The following is a 15,065-nucleotide window of genomic DNA, read 5'->3' on the forward strand; positions in this document are numbered from 1 at the left end:
ACAGCGGCGCCGAAATGTATGGCGGCGTGAAAAGTCTTAGAACTTCTCTTTGCCGGACAGGTAGCGCCATTGTCCCAGCGGCACTTTGCCGATGGACACGCCGCCGATGCGGATGCGGCGGATGGCGACGACCTTCAGGCCTACAGCCTGGCAAAACAGGGCGATCACGCCCGGTTGTGGGTTCTTCATCGCAAAACGCAGGCGGTTTTCGTTCTGCCAGCTGGCTTTGACCGGCGGCAGTTCCTTACCCTTGTAAGTCAGGCCGTGATTCAGGCGGTTGAGGCCGTGAGCCACCATGTCGCCTTCAACTTCGACCACATACTCTTGCTCGATCTTGGCGGAGTCTGCGGTGAGTTTGCGCAGGATCTTCCAGTCCTGGGTGAACACCAGCAGACCGCTGGCATTGGCCTGCAGATCGGTGCTGGCGGTCAGACGCAGGAAGTGGCCCTTGAGCGGGCGTTTGCCGTAGCGGTGTTCCTCGCTCAGGGTCTCGGCGCTGATGGTCGCCATGGCTGTGTCCGCGTCCATGCCTGCTGGAACGTTGAACAGGATGGTCACCGGCTCCGGCGCGGTGGCCTTGGCTTCGGGATCGAGCTCGACTTTTTGGGTGTCGACCTTGAACTGCGGCTCGTCGATGACTTCGCCGTCCACGGTGACCCAGCCGCCCTCGATGAACAGCTCAGCCTCCCGACGGGAACAGCCGACGAGTTCGATGAGGCGTTTGGAGAGACGAATCGGGTCAGTCATGACAGGGCCGTAACAAAAAAGGGGTGGGCATTGTACCTGCCTGGCGCCGGTTAATCCCGGCTCCATTTGCGCCGTGTGGCTTTTTTGTGGGAGCTGGCTTGCCTGAGATAGCATCGCTGCGACCTGACAGACAGACCGCGTCGTCTGCATCGCAGGCAAGCCAGCTCCCACATTGTTCTATGTTGGGTCAGCCATTAACCATTACGCGTCAGTTGTTGAGACTGGCGCAAACGCATGTGCAGCAACGGATAGGGCTGCCCCATGCCATCGACTTCCGAGCGGCCGATCACCTCGAAGCCCTGTTTGAAGTAAAACCCCAAGGCCTGCGGGTTCTGTTCGTTGACGTCCAGTTCATCAGCGTTCAGGTGTTCCAGGGCGTAGCGCAGCAATTGCTTGCCCAGGCCCTTGCCGCGATGCGCCGGGTCGATGAAAAGCATTTCGATTTTGCCCGCCGCGACGCCGGCGAACCCGGTGATGCGCTGGCGCGAGTCTTTGGTGCAGATCAGCATCACCGCGTCGAGGTAGCGGGTCAGCACCAGATTCTTTAGCAGGTCGATGTAGCTGTCGGGCAGAAAGTCATGGGTGGCGCGCACCGAGGCTTCCCACACTTGGGTGAGTTCTTCGTAGTCGCTCTGTTTCGGTGTGTGAATGACCGAGTGTTGGCGCATGCCCGCTGGCCTCTCTTGCGTGGATGACGCGAGTTCTTTCTCTCACAAAACGATAGACGTAAAAAAGCCCCGCATCTCGTCAAGAGAGCAGGGCTTCTTGTATTTTTTGCGTTTAGATCTGTTCAGCCCACAGGTCGTATTCGTCGGCGTCGGTCACTTTGCACCAGACTTTGTCGCCTGGCTTCAAGTTGCTGCCGTTGTCGATGAACACGTTGCCGTCGATTTCCGGGGCATCGAAGAAGCAACGGCCAACCGCGCCTTGCTCGTCGACTTCATCGACCAGCACTTCGATTTCACGGCCAACGCGCATTTGCAGGCGCGCCGAGCTGATGGCCTGTTGGTGCGCCATGAAGCGGTCCCAACGGTCTTGCTTGACGTCGTCCGGAACGATGGCCGCGTCCAGCAGGTTGGCCGGTGCGCCTTCGACCGGCGAGTACTGGAAGCAGCCAACGCGGTCCAGCTGCGCTTCGGTCAGCCAGTTCAGCAGGTACTGGAAGTCTTCTTCGGTTTCGCCAGGGAAGCCGACGATGAAGGTCGAACGGATGATCAGGTCCGGGCAGATCTCGCGCCAGTTCTTGATCCGCGCCAGGGTCTTGTCTTCGAAGGCCGGGCGTTTCATCGCTTTCAGGACTTTCGGGCTGGCGTGCTGGAACGGGATGTCCAGGTACGGCAGGATTTTCCCGGCGGCCATCAGCGGGATCAGCTCGTCGACGTGCGGGTACGGATAAACGTAGTGCAGACGCACCCAGACACCGAGAGTGCTGAGGGCTTCGCAGAGTTCGGTCATGCGGGTTTTCACCGGCGCGCCGTTCCAGAAGCCGGTGCGGTATTTCACGTCGACGCCGTAGGCGCTGGTGTCCTGGGAAATCACCAACAGCTCTTTGACGCCGGCCTTGACCAGGCGCTGGGCCTCGTCGAGCACGTCACCGACCGGGCGGCTGACCAGTTTGCCGCGCATCGACGGGATGATGCAGAAGCTGCAGCTGTGGTTGCAGCCTTCGGAAATCTTCAGGTAGGCGTAGTGGCGCGGGGTCAGTTTGATCCCTTGTGGCGGCACCAGGTCGATCAGCGGGTTGTGATCCTGACGCGGCGGCACTGCGTCGTGCACGGCGTTGACCACTTGCTCGTACTGCTGCGGACCGGTCACGGCCAATACGCTTGGGTGCACGTTGCGGATGTTGCCTTCTTCGACGCCCATGCAGCCGGTCACGATGACCTTGCCGTTTTCCTTGATGGCTTCGCCGATCACTTCCAGGGACTCAGCCTTGGCCGAGTCGATAAAGCCGCAGGTGTTGACCACCACGACGTCGGCGTCCTGATAGGTGGACACAACGTCATAGCCTTCCATGCGCAGCTGGGTAAGGATGCGCTCGGAGTCGACCAGTGCTTTCGGGCAACCCAGGGATACGAAGCCAACCTTTGGATTGGCCGGCGCAGGAGTGGTGGACATGTCTAACCTCGGTATTTTGGGACGCCTCCAGCCGAGAACGGCAAGGCGACAGACGGGCGCTATGTTGCGCCTCTGGTCAAAAAGTGCGCAATTCTAGCGGTGAGAGGCGCACTTGACCAGCTTTATGCAGGGAATTACGACGAGTGCTGCGCTATGCTTCGCGCCGTTACGCTTTACCGAATTTTTACAGTCAACAAAACGTCTGTAACGTGATGTAAAACAGCGCATGCTGCACGGCAAAGCATAGTGCTTCTTATAAGAAGTCCGAGTCTGAGTAGTAGGAGTTTTGGATGGGGCAGGCAAGTAGTCAGGCGGTCGCCAACGGGCATTCGGCGGCGAAGCCGATCAGCATGCTGGTCGCGGCGGTCGGGGTGGTTTATGGCGATATCGGCACGAGCCCGCTGTACACCCTCAAAGAAGTGTTCTCCGGTGGCTATGGCGTGCCCGTCAACCATGACGGCGTGCTGGGCATTCTGGCGCTGATCTTCTGGTCGCTGATCTGGGTCGTCTCAATCAAATACATGCTGTTCGTACTGCGTGCCGACAACCAGGGCGAAGGTGGGATCATGGCCTTGACCGCACTGGCTCGGCGGGCAGCGGCAGGGCATGCGAAGTTGCGTACCTTGCTGGTGGTCTGCGGGCTGATCGGCGCGGCGCTGTTTTACGGCGACAGCATGATCACCCCGGCGATTTCCGTGCTGTCGGCGATTGAAGGCCTGGGCTTGGCATTCGAGGGTATCGACCATTGGGTGGTGCCGCTGTCGTTGATCGTGCTGGTGGCGTTGTTCCTGATTCAGCGTCACGGTACGGCGCGGATCGGCATTCTGTTCGGGCCGATCATGGTCACCTGGTTTCTGGTGCTGGGCGCGCTGGGCGTCTATGGCATCAGTCAGCACCCTGAAGTGTTGCAGGCGATGAATCCGGTGTGGGGCGTGCGCTTCTTCATTGTCCATCCGGGCATGGGGATCGCGATTCTTGGCGCTGTGGTGCTGGCATTGACCGGTGCCGAGGCGTTGTACGCCGACATGGGCCACTTCGGTCGCAAGCCGATCGCCCGGGCCTGGTTCATTCTGGTTCTGCCGGCCCTGGTATTGAATTACTTCGGGCAGGGCGCGTTGCTGCTCGGTGATCCGGAAGCCGCCCGTAACCCGTTCTATCTGCTGGCGCCAAGCTGGGCGCTTATTCCGTTGGTGGGATTGTCGACGATGGCCACGGTGATTGCCTCGCAAGCGGTCATCTCCGGTGCGTTCTCCCTGACTCGTCAGGCTATCCAGCTCGGCTACATTCCGCGCATGCACATTCAGCACACGTCCAGTGCCGAGCAAGGCCAGATCTACATCGGCGCGGTGAACTGGTCATTGATGGTTGGTGTGATCCTGTTGGTACTGGGCTTCGAGTCCTCCGGCGCGTTGGCTTCGGCCTACGGCGTGGCGGTGACTGGCACGATGCTGATGACTACCATCCTGGTGTCGGCGGTGATGTTGCTGTTATGGAAGTGGCCACCGATCCTCGCAGTTCCAGTGCTGCTGGGTTTCCTGTTGGTGGACGGTCTTTACTTCGCCGCCAACGTGCCGAAAATCATTCAGGGCGGTGCGTTCCCGGTGATCGCCGGTATCGCGTTGTTCGTATTGATGACCACCTGGAAACGCGGCAAGCAACTGCTGGTGGAGCGTCTCGACGAAGGCGGATTACCGCTGCCGATCTTCATCAGCAGTATCCGCGTGCAACCGCCGCATCGGGTCCAGGGCACCGCTGTGTTCCTTACCGCCCGCCCGGATGCCGTGCCTCACGCGCTGTTGCACAACCTGCTGCATAACCAGGTGCTGCACGAGCAAGTAGTGTTGCTGACAGTGGTGTACGAAGACATCCCGCGTGTCCCGCCACAACGGCGTTTCGATGTCGATTCCTATGGCGAAGGGTTCTTCCGGGTGATCCTGCACTTCGGTTTCACCGACGAGCCGGACGTGCCTGAGGCCTTGAAACTGTGCCATCTGGATGATCTGAATTTCAGCCCGATGCGCACGACCTACTTCCTCAGCCGCGAGACGGTCATCGCCTCCAAACTCGAAGGCATGGCCCGCTGGCGCGAGGCGTTGTTTGCCTTCATGTTGAAGAATGCCAACGGTAATTTGCGGTTTTTCAATCTGCCGCTGAACCGGGTGATTGAGTTGGGTACGCAAGTCGAGATGTAAGCCCCATCAAAAAGCCCCCGTTGCCATGAAGGTAGCGGGGGCTTTTTATTGACTGGCATTTGATCCCAATCCAACGAAGAACCCTGTGGGAGCGGGCTTGCCCGCGATAGCGGTATGTCTGCCACATCAATGTTGGATCTGCGGCCGTCATCGCGGGCAAGCCCGCTCCCACAGGTATTTGAGTGTCTGCTGGAATGAAAAAAACGCGTGATTACGCGGCTTTTCCGTCTCTATGCCTTTACTGGCTTTCAGGCATCTCTTCTTCAGATTCAGTCTTCGTCCGGGCAGGTCGAGGTGTCAGCACCTTCACCACATCATCAATCACTGCCTTGGACATCGCCGTCAAATAATGCGCGGCCCAGGCGTGGCGGTCGGTGTCTTTTATGTAGGCTGCATCCTCGGTAAATGATTTGGCGAGGAACAGTATGTCGGAGGCTTGTGACAATGCATCAACGATGGGGACGCCGGCACGGACGTTGAACAACGCCTGATCCGAGCAGTAGATGAGCGGGGTGAGGCCGATGGTTTTTAGTTCTGAAATCGCGGACGTATCTGTTTTCGTCATTGTGTTACTCCAAGGTTCAAGGAGCCGACACTTTCGTTTCCAAGCGAATAGGTGGCGGCTGTACGCAGGTTGGAAAACCGGGAACCAAGGAACCGGCACGCACAAAGGCGTCCCACGCACAGCCGCCATAACTCAGGATTGCAGTCGTAAAAAAGTCTGCAGTCATGATAGGGCGCTGGTGCGCTTCGGTTCGGCGGGTTTCCAAGCCCGATCGCTGAATGGTCAGCGACGTCCGGAGAGTATCCCGTCGAAGAAAAACGCAACAAGGCGGCAAAGTGCCCAAACGCGAGATTCGGAGTTTGCCTACAAGGTTTGTGAGAGTCATCCGAAATCGCCGTGCCGGAATTAAACAAGCGATTTCACGGATCTAAGGAGTGCCTGAGAAGTTGTCTTCCCAGCGATAAATCGAATTGATTGTCCATTTGGCCTGGGTTAGCGAGTGTCCTTTGTCCTAGGACAGCGGACAGGGTTACATCTCAATCCAACGAAGAAACCTGTGGGAGCGGGCTTGCCCGCGATGACGGCGGCAGATCCGACATTGATGTGGCAGACATACCGCCATCGCGGGCAAGCCCGCTCCCACAGGGATATGCGGTGCATGGTTAAATTGCGTACCTATGAAAAAACCCCCGCACCGTGAGGTGTCGGGGGCTTTTTTGTGAGCGCGGATCAGATCACTCCTGAGCCGCCGTCTCCTTCCCTTGACGCTTCTCGATCACATCCACCAAACGCTGTGCCAATGCAGGATAGTTCTCGTCGAAGTGATGGCCGCCGGGCAGTTTCATCGCTTCGCCCACGGCGGTCTTGTCGGTGCAGCCGCTCTCGTCGACTTCTTCTTCACCATAAATGCACACCACTTTTGCAGGCGGCAGCTTGGCCATTTCCGGGCCGGTGGCGGCTTCTTTGCCGGCGTTGCCGAGCCAGCCTTCGACTTCGATTTCGAAGCTGCCGGTGCGGGCGAAGGCCAGCAGGATGATTGCATCGATGCGCTGCTGTTCGGCTTCAGGCAGGCGGTTGTAGATGGCGGGCAATACGTCCGCGCCGAACGAGTAACCGGTCAGGATGAAGCGCTTGGTGCCCCATTTTTGTCGGTAGTGCTGCATCAGTTCGGTCAGGTCCAGAGCGCTTTGTTCCGGGCTCTTGTGCTGCCAGTAGTAGCGCAGGGTGTCGATGCCGACCACCGGGTAGCCGATCTTCGCCATCTCGCCCGCTACGTCGCGGTCCAGGTCGCGCCAGCCGCCGTCGCCGGAGAGAAACAGGGTGACGGTGTCCTTGGCCTGGCCAGCCGGCACTTCGACCACCGGGATCTGCAGGCCGCCAGCGGCTTTATCGCCACCGACGAGGATCTTGCGCAGTTCGTTGTTCAGCACTTGCGGCAGGTTGATGTCGTAGTCGCTGATGCTGGTTTCGGCGTTGGGCTGGTCACGCACGAAGCCGGCGCTGGTGTCGTCCGGGTTGTCGTTCCAGGCCACCAGCCAGTGACCGTGGGCAGCGCTTTTCGGCAGCAGGTGAGTGCAGCCGGGTTTTTCCAGGGCCAGGTCAACCGAAATGGCCTGGGGCTTTTCGTCCTTCTGCTCGGCCAGCCAGCGCCATGCCAGCACGGCGCCAGGGCCGATGCCGCTGACCAGGGTCGCCGGGCCTTTGAGTTGCCTTAGGCCTGCTTGCAGGGCGCGACCTTGCAGGATGCAGTCCTTGGGCAGGATCACCTGGACGATCTGCGCCGAGCCGCTGCGGCTCAGGGTCAGCAATTGTTTGTCGCTGAGCTTCTGCTCTTCATTGACCGCCACCAGTACCTGGGCGCGCGGCGTGTTGCCGGGGATGACTCGGGTCATCGCGGCGCCATCGGCCGGCGTCAGCAGTTCGAGGGTCGGTTCCGGTGCCGGGCGTTTCAGGTACCAGTAACCGCCACCGACAATCAGGGCCAGCACTACCAATGTGGCCAGTACGTACTGCAGGGAGCGTTGAATCATCAGCGTTTCACCAATCCAGTCAAGCCACCCGCAATCAGGGCGGCAGTGTCGGCCAGGGCAACCAGCGGATCGAGTCCGGCGGGCACGGCCATATAACGGGGTTCCCAGTCGGGCTGGAACTTGTCTTTGAAGCGGCGCAAACCTTGGAAGTTGTACAGCTGCTCACCACGGCGGAATACCATCGAGCCCAAGCGCTGGGTCAGTGGTGCGCCGCGCCGGGGTTGCAACCCCGACAACGGCACCATGCCCAGGCTGAAGCGCGCGTATCCATGATTTTTATAATGTTGAATCAGGCCGACCATCATGAACTCCATGGTCAGCTTGGGGGCGTCGGGGTGCGCGCGCATCAGGTCGAGGCTGGCCAGTTCATGGCCGTAGGTCTCGAGCAGGTTGGCGAACGCCACCGGGCGCCCTTCGAAACGAATCACCGCGACACGGAAGTGCTTGAGGTAGTCATCACTGAAACGCCCGAGCGAGAAGCCTTTCTCGCGCACATTCTTGCCGGTCAGCCAGGCGTCCGAAATAGCCTTGAGCTCGTCCATCGGCGCTTTCCCTGGCTCATGGATTTCCAGCGACAGACCGTCACGAGTGCCGCGGTTCCAGGTGTAGCGCAGGTCCTTCATCTCTTTGCCCTTGGCTTCGAGATCAAAGCGGTGCAGATCGACCCGGGCTTCTTCGCCGAGCTTGATCGCGGTCAGGCCGATGTCCATGTAGTACGGCAGATTCTCGGCGCGTACTTGATAGAACACGGGGCGGGCGTGATGGATATCGCAGAGGTCGCGGAACTGCCAGATCATTTCTGCCCGTTGCTGGGTCGGGCCGATCGGGTCATACAACGCCACCAGGCTGCGACCACGGCGGGCGTACATCAGAAACGCCTCGTCGTTAGGGTGAAACAACAGCGCCTTGTCACCGGTCAGGGCCAGGCCGCCATCCGGTTGGGACGAGGCCATGAGAATCTTTACCGCGCGCTCCAGCTCATCGGGCGTTGGCAGGTGGATCACCGGGCGCGCGGTGCGCAGCAGCCAGGTCAGGGACACCACCACCAGCAGGACCGCGGCGCCGAGCAGCGAGCGCAGGCCACGCGGGGCATCGGCATCGAGGGTGAACTGCCACCAGAGTTGATGACTGTAGGGAACGTCCTGATAGGCGAACAGCAGCAACCAGATCGATGCGCCGAGTACGCAAAGGCTGGCCACCAGGTACAGCGGCGAAAACGGCACTTCGGTCAGGCGACTGGGGCGATAGAACGAGCGCCGGAAAACCCCCAGCAAACTCGCCGTCAGCGTCATCAGGCAAGCCTCTTCCCAGTCAAACCCTTTAAGCAGCGAGAGCAGGGCGCCGACCAACAACAAAATGGTGGTCAGCATCCACGCGGCTGACAGGCGGCGACGCAGCCCTTGAGCCAGCAGCAGGCAGAGCACGCCCACCAGGCTGGCGCCGAAGTGCGAGGCGTCGACCAATCGATGCGGGATCAGAAAACCGATGTGTTCAAGGCGTGTATCGATCTCCGGCGTCACGCCGGAAAACAGCAACACCACGCCGGACAGGAACACCAGCACCGCCAGAATCGGCGCGGCCATGCCAGATGCAGCACGCAAGGACTGGCGCGATTGAAACAGGCGCTGGCCTTCATTGATCAGCAGCAGTACGCAAGCCACCAGCAGCGGCAACACCACGTAGATCAGGCGGTAAAGCAGCAGCGCGGCGGCCAGTGGCGCAGCACCGAGCTTGTCGGCGAAGGCCGCGAGCAAAATCGCTTCGAATACCCCGACACCGCCCGGCACATGGCTGAGTACGCCAGCGGCCAGGGCCAATAGATAGACCAGCAGGAACGCACCAAAGGGCGGTGCTTCCGGCAGCAACAGATAAAGCACGGTCGCGGCGGCGGCCACGTCCAGAGCGGTGATGACCAGTTGCAGGAACGTCAGGCGGCGACCCGGCAGGCGCAAGGTGCGGCGACCGACCTTGACCAGCAGGTTGTCCGGGTAAGGCTGTTCCGGCAAGCGACGGCGGTAGATGCCGATGGCCAGTACGGTGGAGAGCACCAGCACGGCCACTGCAATCGCGCCCAGCAACGTCTCGGAGAAACCCAGGGCTGCGGAGGCGGCGGGCAGGTTGCTGAGGGTAGCGAGGGCGGCCAGGGGCGGAAGGGCGCAGCCGAGCGAGAGGCTGGCAAACAAGGTCATGTGCGCGACTTCCGAAGCCCCCACACCATGACGTGCATATAAACGGTAGCGAACCGAGCCGCCTGACAGCAGCGAAAGGCCGATGGCATTGCCAATGGCAAATGCGGTGAAGCCGCCCAATGCCAATATCCGCGGCGCCAGCGTCACGCCGGCATAACGGCTGGCCGACCATTCGTAACCCAGCAGAATGATGAAGCCGATGACGGTCGCGCCGAGCGCACCCAGCAAGGCCGGTTTCGGCACTTCCAGAATCGAGTCGTGCAGCGCATACAGATCGAGTTCGCTCAGCAGGTGACGACAGGCAATCAGCGCAACGGCGAACAACAGCAAAGTGACCGCCAGACCGATGGGTTGGCGATATTTGCTGATTCGATCCAGCAAGCGCAGACGCTCGGCTTTGATCGGTTGTGTCGCTGTGACAGTGTCTTGTGGATCAGACGAGTTGGCGCGCATCAATCACCTCTTGGATTGTGCGCGACAGGATGGAGGTATCGAGCCAAGTTACCAATCCCTGTAGAAAAAAATAATCACAAATATTAACGCCTCTCACCGGATGTGGGCGATGGCGCGTCATCAGTCGTAGAGGGTTTCGTCTGCGGTTCAGTCTGCTCTGAACGCACAGTCTGACGACCCCGAACGGCTCACTGCACAGTGACAGGTCTTTGTTGCGAAAGGACTTTTTCAACAGATACAAAAAAGGCCACTCTTTCGAGTAGCCTTTTTTGATGTTTGGTTGCGGGAGCCGGATTTGAACCGACGACCTTCGGGTTATGAGCCCGACGAGCTACCAGACTGCTCCATCCCGCGTCTGTGTGGCGGCATTCTACAGGCGAACGCCGGAGTGTCAACCGTTAATCCCAGTATGGCTCAAATAAGTGTAAAACGACGGTGAACGATCGCAGGGGAGACCTAAGTTTCGGAATCAGAACGATTTCTTGTTTCTGTGCCGAAAGGCATGGACCGCTGATTTTTATAAAACAGGCGCACACAAAAAAGGCCACTCTTTCGAGTAGCCTTTTTTGATGTTTGGTTGCGGGAGCCGGATTTGAACCGACGACCTTCGGGTTATGAGCCCGACGAGCTACCAGACTGCTCCATCCCGCGTCTGTGTGTCGGCATTCTACAGAGGATCGCAGGGCTGTCAACCTTCAATCTCGGTAAAACCTGTTCCTGTTCAAGCGCTTAGGTGAAAAAAGCAACGGCTGACCGGTCTGAAACGCAGGCAGGGCAAGGCTTGTGGCTCTATCGAGAGGGCTCTTTCGATTGAGAAAATAAATTCCTCCGGTGCTTTTCCTACAAGGGAAAAAGAACATTCAGAGTACTGGTGCTATATACAGGTGTCAGTGAGATACTGCCGGTATGACTCACCAACACCTCATTTCTTCGCCATGAACACTGCTTTTATATGACGCAGCGAAAAATCATCCACGTCGATTGTGACTGCTTTTACGCCGCCATCGAGATGCGTGACGACCCGCGCCTGGCCGGTAAGCCATTGGCGGTGGGCGGCTCGGCGGATCGGCGTGGGGTGATTGCCACCTGTAACTATGAAGCGCGGGCTTATGGCGTACGCTCGGCCATGTCTTCCGGACATGCCTTGAAACTCTGTCCGGACCTGACCATCGTCAAGCCGCGCATGGATGCCTATCGAGAAGCATCGAAGGAAATTCATACGATCTTTCGCGATTACACTGACCTGATCGAGCCGCTTTCCCTGGATGAGGCCTACCTCGACGTGTCAGACAGCGCGCATTTCGGCGGCAGCGCCACGCGAATCGCCCAGGACATTCGCCGCAGGGTCTCCAATCAGTTGCACATCACCGTGTCGGCCGGCGTGGCGCCGAACAAGTTTCTCGCCAAAATCGCCAGCGACTGGAAGAAGCCTAACGGCCTGTTCGTGATCACGCCGGATCAGGTGGAAGACTTCGTCAGTGGTTTGCCGGTGAGCAAGCTGCACGGGGTTGGCAAAGTGACCGCCGACAAACTCGGCAGGCTCGGCATCGTCGATTGCTTGCATTTACGTGAGTGGGACAAGTTGGCACTGGTGCGCGAATTCGGCAGTTTCGGCGAGCGACTCTGGAGCCTGGCCCGTGGGATCGATGAGCGGTTGGTGCACAACGACAGTCGACGGCAGTCGATCAGCGTCGAAAACACTTACGACGTGGATTTGCCGGATTTGGTGAGTTGTCTGGATAAATTGCCCGAGTTGCTGGAATCCCTGAATGGCCGCATGGCACGGATCGACAGCAGCTATCGACCGGGCAAGCCGTTCGTCAAAGTGAAATTCCATGATTTTACCCAGACTACTTTGGAGCAGGCCGGGGCAGGGCGGGATCTGGGGAGTTATCAGTTGCTACTGACCCAGGCCTTTAACCGTGGCGGGAAACCGGTGCGGTTGTTGGGGATTGGGGTGAGGCTGGAGGATTTGCGGGGCGGGTTTGAGCAGCTGGAGTTGTTTGAGCGGTAGTTTTGCAGTGAATGTAATGGCGTCATCGCGGGCAAGCCCGCTCCCACAGGTACTGCATCGTCCTTGTGGGAGCGGGCTTGCCCGCGATGCTTTTAAGCGTTTAATTGGGTCCCGGATCCGCCACCAGTCGCCCGGCATCCTTGGTCAGCGACTTGAGGAATTCGGTCTGCAACTCGGGATCGTTGCGCGTCAGTTCGATCAGGCTCTGTTCCAGCTCGCTGGCTTCTTCTTCCAGACCCAGTTCCGACAGACGTTTGACCCGGTGTACCCACTGGCTCACTTCGTCGTCTTCGAGGTCGTCGTAAATCAGCCCATGCGCTTCGAGCAGCTTACCGCGCAAGTTGTTGCTGATCGCCAAAGATGAGTCGGTGTGCACATCGTCCTTGTTGTCCTCGACACTGATCTGCAGCTTGCCCAGATGATTGAGGTCATGTTCGGCGAACGGGCTGTCCAGCAGGTTCAGGCGCAACACGCCGTTACGGTCAGTGCTCAGCTCGAAGGTGTTCTTGCCAGCCTTGACCTGCACCGGGCGCTCGCTCCACGGCAGGCTCGAGTATTCCGTGCGCTTGTCACGCTGGACTTCGTCGATGCCCGCCAGGTTCTGTTGCGCCCGACCATGAGACTGCGCGTTCATGAACGGGTTGAGCCCGGCGAAGCCATAGCCGAGCCAGTCTTTCGTCACGCTGTCTGGCAGATTGCCGAGGGCGAACACGTTGACCACGTTCGCACCGACACCAGCCACCACGGCCACCGCGCCCAGCGGGATCTCGTAGACCTCCCTCCAGGGTTGGTAAGGCGTATAGCGATCGTAGCGACGCGTGACTTCGAACTCGGTGACTTCGAAGGTCTTCTGCTCGTGGATTTTCACCCGACGTTGCGGCAGCTCAAGCACCTTGGGCTCGCCGACATCGATCTGCAGGCTGTGATCGAGCAATTTGCGCTCGACCCGTTCCTCGTGCTCGCTACGTTGTGACATCTGATTGGCACAGCCGCTGACCAGCAGCGCGCCGCACAAGGCGGCGCTACCGAGGCCTAAGGTGTTTCGCTTGAACATGACGTCTCTATCTGGTGTCAGCGGCGGATACGGGCCTGGAGGAAAGACAACACGTCAGCGACCGGCAGCGCTTGCGCCTCGGCCTCTGTGCGGCTCTTGTATTCCAGGTTGCCGTCGGCGAGGCCGCGGTCACTGACCACGATCCGGTGTGGAATGCCGATCAGCTCCATGTCCGCGAACTTGATGCCCGGGCTGGTTTTCTTGTCGCGGTCGTCCAGCAGCACTTCGAAGCCGGCGGCAGTCAGTTCTGCGTAGAGCTTGTCGGTGGCTTCGCGAACCTGTTCGGTTTCGTAGCGCAGCGGTACCAGAGCAACCTGGAACGGAGCCAGAGCGTCGCTCCAGATAATCCCGTTCTCGTCGTTGTTCTGTTCGATGGCGGCAGCCACCACGCGGGACACGCCAATGCCGTAGCAACCCATTTCCAGGGTGACCGGCTTGCCGTTCTCGCCCAACACTTCGCACTTCATCGCTTTGCTGTACTTGTTGCCCAGCTGGAAGATGTGCCCGACTTCGATACCGCGCTTGATTTCCAGGGTGCCTTTGCCGTCAGGGCTTGGATCACCGGCCACGACATTACGCAGGTCGGCGACGGTCGGAACCGGCAGATCACGTTCCCAGTTCACGCCGAAGTAGTGTTTGTCGTCGATATTGGCACCGATGCCGAAGTCGCTCATCAGCTCGACGGAACGGTCGATGATGATCGGCAGTGGCAGGTTCAACGGGCCAAGAGAACCGGCGCCGGCGCCAATGGCGTCGTGCAGTTCAGCTTCGGAAGCCATGACCAGCGGGCTGGCAACGCCAGGCTGGTTGGCGGCCTTGATTTCGTTCAGCTCGTGGTCGCCACGGATGATCAGAGCAATCAGTTTGCCTTGCTCTTCAGCGTGCACCACCAGGGTCTTGATGGTCTTTTCGATCGGCAGATTGAAGCCTTCGACCAGTTGCGCAATGGTCTTGGCGTTCGGCGTGTCGACCAGGCGCAGCTCTTCGGTAGGCGCGGCACGAGAGGTTTCGCGCGGTACGGCTTCGGCCTTTTCGATGTTCGCGGCGTAGTCGGAACCGTTGCTGAAGACGATATCGTCTTCGCCGGATTCGGCCAGTACGTGGAACTCGTGGGAGCCGGCACCACCGATCGAACCGTTGTCGGCTTCAACCGGACGGAATTTCAGGCCCAAGCGAGTGAACACGTTGCAGTACGCCTGGTGCATACGGTCGTAGGTGATCTGCAGCGAAGGCTGATCAGCGTGGAACGAATAGGCGTCCTTCATGATGAATTCGCGGCCGCGCATCAAACCGAAGCGTGGGCGGATTTCGTCACGGAATTTGGTCTGGATCTGATACAGGTTGATCGGCAGCTGTTTGTAGCTGCTCAGCTCGTTGCGCATCAGGTCGGTGATGACTTCTTCGTGAGTCGGGCCGGCACAGAAGTCGCGACCATGGCGATCCTTGAAGCGCAGCAATTCCGGGCCGTATTCTTCCCAGCGACCGGATTCCTGCCACAGCTCAGCCGGTTGCGTGCTCGGCATCAACACTTCGAGAGAGCCGGCGGCGTTCATTTCTTCACGCACGATGGCTTCGACCTTGCGCATCACTCGCAAGCCCATGGGCAGCCAGGTGTACAGGCCCGAGGCGAGTTTGCGGATCATGCCGGCGCGCAGCATCAGCTGATGGCTGATGACGACCGCGTCGGAAGGCGTTTCTTTCTGTGTGGCGAGCAAAAATTGACTGGTGCGCATGGTTGGCCGTTGTCGGTTGCTGATGACGAG

General features: G+C 59.4%; 10 protein-coding genes and 2 tRNA genes. 2 read left to right on the top strand and 10 right to left on the bottom strand.

Translation table 11 applies throughout. The features are described 5' to 3' along the window. Nucleotides 1-36 precede the first annotated feature (36 nt). The 3 genes from KGB18_RS19415 to rimO form a co-directional block, all read right to left on the bottom strand. Nucleotides 37-747, bottom strand: a complete 711-nt coding sequence (locus KGB18_RS19415) for an rRNA pseudouridine synthase (protein WP_123719810.1) — start codon at nt 745-747, stop codon at nt 37-39. Nucleotides 748-941: 194 nt separating this feature from the next. Next, nucleotides 942-1,415, bottom strand: coding sequence for an acetyltransferase (locus KGB18_RS19420; protein ID WP_123719809.1), 474 nt, complete (start codon nt 1,413-1,415; stop codon nt 942-944). A 112-nt stretch (nt 1,416-1,527) separates the two neighbouring features. Beyond that, a complete protein-coding gene (rimO, locus tag KGB18_RS19425; RefSeq protein WP_048393845.1) occupies nt 1,528-2,865 on the bottom strand; it encodes a 30S ribosomal protein S12 methylthiotransferase RimO in 1,338 nt (445 codons plus the stop codon). Nucleotides 2,866-3,155: 290 nt separating this feature from the next. Between rimO and KGB18_RS19430 the strand changes: the two genes are divergently transcribed. Beyond that, nucleotides 3,156-5,057: a potassium transporter Kup gene (locus KGB18_RS19430; protein ID WP_123719808.1), complete on the top strand. Its 1,902-nt coding sequence runs from the start codon at nt 3,156-3,158 to the stop codon at nt 5,055-5,057. A gap of 238 nt (nt 5,058-5,295) precedes the next feature. Here KGB18_RS19430 and KGB18_RS19435 read toward each other — a convergent pair whose 3' ends face one another. The 5 genes from KGB18_RS19435 to KGB18_RS19455 form a co-directional block, all read right to left on the bottom strand. Further along, on the bottom strand, nt 5,296-5,622 hold the full coding sequence (locus KGB18_RS19435) for a DUF3077 domain-containing protein (RefSeq protein ID WP_123719807.1): 327 nt from the start codon (nt 5,620-5,622) through the stop codon (nt 5,296-5,298). A gap of 674 nt (nt 5,623-6,296) precedes the next feature. Further along, complete coding sequence (locus KGB18_RS19440; RefSeq protein WP_223570351.1) at nt 6,297-7,592, bottom strand: virulence factor family protein; 1,296 nt, start codon at nt 7,590-7,592, stop codon at nt 6,297-6,299. Continuing rightward, a complete protein-coding gene (mprF, locus tag KGB18_RS19445) occupies nt 7,592-10,234 on the bottom strand; it encodes a bifunctional lysylphosphatidylglycerol flippase/synthetase MprF (protein ID WP_123719805.1) in 2,643 nt (880 codons plus the stop codon). The genes KGB18_RS19440 and mprF overlap by 1 nt, the downstream gene beginning before the upstream one ends. 277 nt (nt 10,235-10,511) lie before the next feature. Then, nucleotides 10,512-10,588, bottom strand: a tRNA-Met gene (locus KGB18_RS19450). A 220-nt stretch (nt 10,589-10,808) separates the two neighbouring features. Continuing rightward, a tRNA-Met gene (locus KGB18_RS19455) sits at nt 10,809-10,885 on the bottom strand. A 301-nt stretch (nt 10,886-11,186) separates the two neighbouring features. Here KGB18_RS19455 and dinB point away from each other — a divergent pair. Beyond that, nucleotides 11,187-12,248: a DNA polymerase IV gene (dinB, locus tag KGB18_RS19460; protein WP_223570352.1), complete on the top strand. Its 1,062-nt coding sequence runs from the start codon at nt 11,187-11,189 to the stop codon at nt 12,246-12,248. 100 nt (nt 12,249-12,348) lie between these two features. Here the strand turns inward: dinB and KGB18_RS19465 are convergent, their stop codons facing one another. Together KGB18_RS19465 and KGB18_RS19470 are read right to left on the bottom strand one after the other, a co-directional pair. Then, entirely contained in the window at nt 12,349-13,302 is a 954-nt protein-coding gene (locus KGB18_RS19465) for a hypothetical protein (protein ID WP_123719803.1), read from the bottom strand. A gap of 17 nt (nt 13,303-13,319) precedes the next feature. Then, nucleotides 13,320-15,035, bottom strand: coding sequence for a proline--tRNA ligase (locus KGB18_RS19470; RefSeq protein ID WP_123719802.1), 1,716 nt, complete (start codon nt 15,033-15,035; stop codon nt 13,320-13,322). Nucleotides 15,036-15,065: the final 30 nt, after the last annotated feature.

Origin of the sequence: Pseudomonas sp. BF-R-26, from assembly GCF_019947395.1 — a bacterium.
GTDB classification, from domain to species: domain Bacteria; phylum Pseudomonadota; class Gammaproteobacteria; order Pseudomonadales; family Pseudomonadaceae; genus Aquipseudomonas; species Aquipseudomonas farris.

Bases quoted from the DNA above. Each gene is read 5' to 3' on its own strand.
- KGB18_RS19415 (WP_123719810.1), bottom strand. From the start codon at position 747: ATGACTGACCCGATTCGTCTCTCCAAACGCCTCATCGAACTCGTCGGC.
- KGB18_RS19420 (WP_123719809.1), bottom strand. From the start codon at position 1,415: ATGCGCCAACACTCGGTCATTCACACACCGAAACAGAGCGACTACGAA.
- rimO (WP_048393845.1), bottom strand. From the start codon at position 2,865: ATGTCCACCACTCCTGCGCCGGCCAATCCAAAGGTTGGCTTCGTATCC.
- KGB18_RS19430 (WP_123719808.1), top strand. From the start codon at position 3,156: ATGGGGCAGGCAAGTAGTCAGGCGGTCGCCAACGGGCATTCGGCGGCG.
- KGB18_RS19435 (WP_123719807.1), bottom strand. From the start codon at position 5,622: ATGACGAAAACAGATACGTCCGCGATTTCAGAACTAAAAACCATCGGC.
- KGB18_RS19440 (WP_223570351.1), bottom strand. From the start codon at position 7,592: ATGATTCAACGCTCCCTGCAGTACGTACTGGCCACATTGGTAGTGCTG.
- mprF (WP_123719805.1), bottom strand. From the start codon at position 10,234: ATGCGCGCCAACTCGTCTGATCCACAAGACACTGTCACAGCGACACAA.
- dinB (WP_223570352.1), top strand. From the start codon at position 11,187: ATGACGCAGCGAAAAATCATCCACGTCGATTGTGACTGCTTTTACGCC.
- KGB18_RS19465 (WP_123719803.1), bottom strand. From the start codon at position 13,302: ATGTTCAAGCGAAACACCTTAGGCCTCGGTAGCGCCGCCTTGTGCGGC.
- KGB18_RS19470 (WP_123719802.1), bottom strand. From the start codon at position 15,035: ATGCGCACCAGTCAATTTTTGCTCGCCACACAGAAAGAAACGCCTTCC.